Source organism: Streptococcus sp. SM3 (genome assembly GCF_027497875.1).
Genome location: NZ_JAJNSA010000178.1, coordinates 1 through 2,636, shown reverse-complemented (window position 1 = coordinate 2,636; position 2,636 = coordinate 1). Strand labels below are relative to the sequence as shown.

The 2,636-nt window shown below is 47.1% G+C and carries 3 protein-coding genes; all 3 read left to right on the top strand.

What is annotated here, in order from left to right; all coding sequences use genetic code 11:
• The coding region (thrC, locus tag PAN06_RS13785) for a threonine synthase (RefSeq protein ID WP_269796611.1) at nucleotides 1-1,045 on the top strand (1,045 nt) is incomplete at its 5' end.
• Between the two features lie 50 nt (nucleotides 1,046-1,095).
• Nucleotides 1,096-2,376, top strand: a complete 1,281-nt coding sequence (locus PAN06_RS13780) for an MATE family efflux transporter (protein ID WP_269796610.1) — start codon at nucleotides 1,096-1,098, stop codon at nucleotides 2,374-2,376.
• Nucleotides 2,373-2,636: HAD hydrolase-like protein (locus PAN06_RS13775; protein WP_346732068.1), on the top strand; the 264-nt coding region annotated here is incomplete at its 3' end. The genes PAN06_RS13780 and PAN06_RS13775, both read left to right, overlap by 4 nt.

Genomic DNA, 2,636 nt, shown 5'->3' with positions numbered 1-2,636 from the left:
GAAAGCTGCCATGGCAGGATTTGCGGATGTTCCAGGTACTGAAATTATCGTCTTTTATCCAAAAGACGGTGTCAGCAAGGTACAAGAGTTGCAAATGACCACTCAGACTGGGGACAATACTCATGTGATCGCTATCGATGGAAACTTTGACGATGCCCAAACGAATGTCAAACATATGTTCAACGATGTTGAACTACGTGAAAAATTGGCAGCCAACAAGTTACAATTTTCATCAGCTAACTCTATGAATATCGGCCGTTTGGTACCTCAAATTGTTTATTACGTATATGCCTACGCGCAATTGGTGAAGACAGGTCAAATCACAGCTGGAGAAAAAGTCAACTTCACTGTTCCAACAGGGAACTTTGGAAATATCTTGGCAGTTTTCTATGCCAAACAAATCGGTCTTCCAGTTGGGAAATTGATCTGTGCGTCAAATGAAAACAATGTCTTGACAGACTTCTTCAAAACACATGTCTATGATAAGAAACGTGAGTTCAAGGTGACCACCAGTCCATCGATGGATATTTTGGTCTCTTCAAACTTGGAACGCTTGATTTTCCACTTGGTAGGCAATGATGCCACAAAGACCAAAGAATTGATGGAAAGCCTCGTTGCTACAGGTCAGTATCAGTTGTCCAACTTTGACGCAGACATCTTAGATTTGTTTGCGGCTGCATACGCAGATGAAGCAGAAACTGCTGCAGAGATCAAGCGGGTCTATGAAGCGTCTGATTACATCGAAGACCCTCATACAGCCGTTGCGTCAGCCGTTTATCAAAAATACCGGACTCAAACAGGGGATACTGCTAAAACAGTCATTGCCTCTACAGCAAGTCCTTATAAATTCCCAGTTGTAGCAGTAGAAGCGGTGACAGGTGAGACAGGTCTAGGCGATTTCGAAGCCTTGGCTAAATTACACACACTCTCAGGTGTTCCTGTGCCACCGGCTGTAGACGGCCTTGAAACTGCACCGGTTCGCCATCGTACAAGCGTGGCAGCCAAAGACATGCAAGCAGCCGTAGAAGACTACTTGGGACTTTAATTCTCTGTATTAGAAAGATCAAAAGAGCCGTTTGGCTCTTTTATATACTCATGAATTCATACAAAAAAATCTTAAATATCGCCCTTCCTGCCATGGGTGAAAATTTCTTACAAATGCTGATGGGCATGGTGGATTCTTATTTAGTGGCTCACCTGGGCTTGATTGCCATTTCAGGTGTTTCCGTCGCAGGGAATATCATCACGATCTATCAAGCCATCTTTTTGGCACTGGGTGCGGCAGTTGCCAGTGTCATGTCCAAAAGCTTGGGTGAAAAAAATCAAGAAAATATTGCCTACCATGCGACAGAGTCACTGAAGGTGACCTTATTGTTGAGTGCTCTCTTAGGAGGGGCATCGCTGTTATTTGGACGCCAGATGATTTCGCTGTTGGGGACTGAAGCTGCAGTAGCCGAAAGCGGGGGGATTTATCTTTCCTTGGTCGGCGGGACCATAGTTCTCTTAGGCTTGATGACGACCTTGGGCTCCTTGGTTCGGGTGGCCAACAATCCACGTCTTCCTATGTATGTGAGCCTGTTGACCAATCTATTAAACGCTCTGTTCTCCTCTGTGGCCATTTTCCTTTTTGGTTGGGGGATTGTCGGCGCAGCTTTGGGGACGGTGCTGGCTCGTCTGGTGGGCGTTATCCTCTTGTGGCAAAAGGTCCAGCTACCCTTTGCCCCCCTTCGTTGGGGATTGGATCGTAAGCTCTTGAACTTAGCGCTTCCAGCTGCCGGAGAGCGGCTGATGATGCGGGCTGGAGATGTTGTGATCATTGCGATCGTGGTTGCTTTTGGGACCGAGGCAGTCGCAGGAAATGCCATCGGAGAGACCTTGACCCAGTTCAACTACATGCCTGTATTTGGGGTGGCCACAGCGACGGTCATGCTCGTAGCACGGAGCCTGGGTGAAGGTGATCTTGAGCAGATTGCCCGCCTTCGAAAGCAGTCTTACTGCTTGTCCTTCGTGTTCATGTTACCTATTGCCTTGGGAATCTTTTTCGGTGGAACTCTTCTGACCCATCTCTACACACAAGATACAAAAGCAGTAGAAGCTAGTTTATCGGTTGTACTCTTTTCTTTGTTGGGAACGCCGTTTACAGCAGGAACGGTCATCTATACAGCTGTTTGGCAAGGCTTGGGAAATGGGAAGCTTCCATTTTATGCGACGACGATTGGCATGTGGGTCATTCGAATTGGAGCCGGTTATCTGCTTGGAGTAACCCTTGGCTTTGGCCTTCCAGGGGTCTGGACGGGGACGCTGCTCGACAATGGCTTTCGTTGGCTATTTTTGAGTCAGCTATATAGACGAAAAGTAGGAGAGAAGAAAAAATGACAAAACAAGCCTTTATTTGGGATTTGGACGGAACCTTGCTGGATTCCTATGATGCGATTCTGGCAGGTCTTGAGGAGACCCATGCAACTTATCAGCTTCCGTTTGACCGAGCCAGCATTAAAGACTACATCTTGAAGCATTCGGTTCAAGATCTTTTAGTAGCGGTGGCGGAGGAGTATCAACTGGATGTGTCCGACTTGAATCATCGCCGAGCTGAAAGTCTAGCGGAGAAAAATGCCCAGGTCCTTCTGATGGATGGG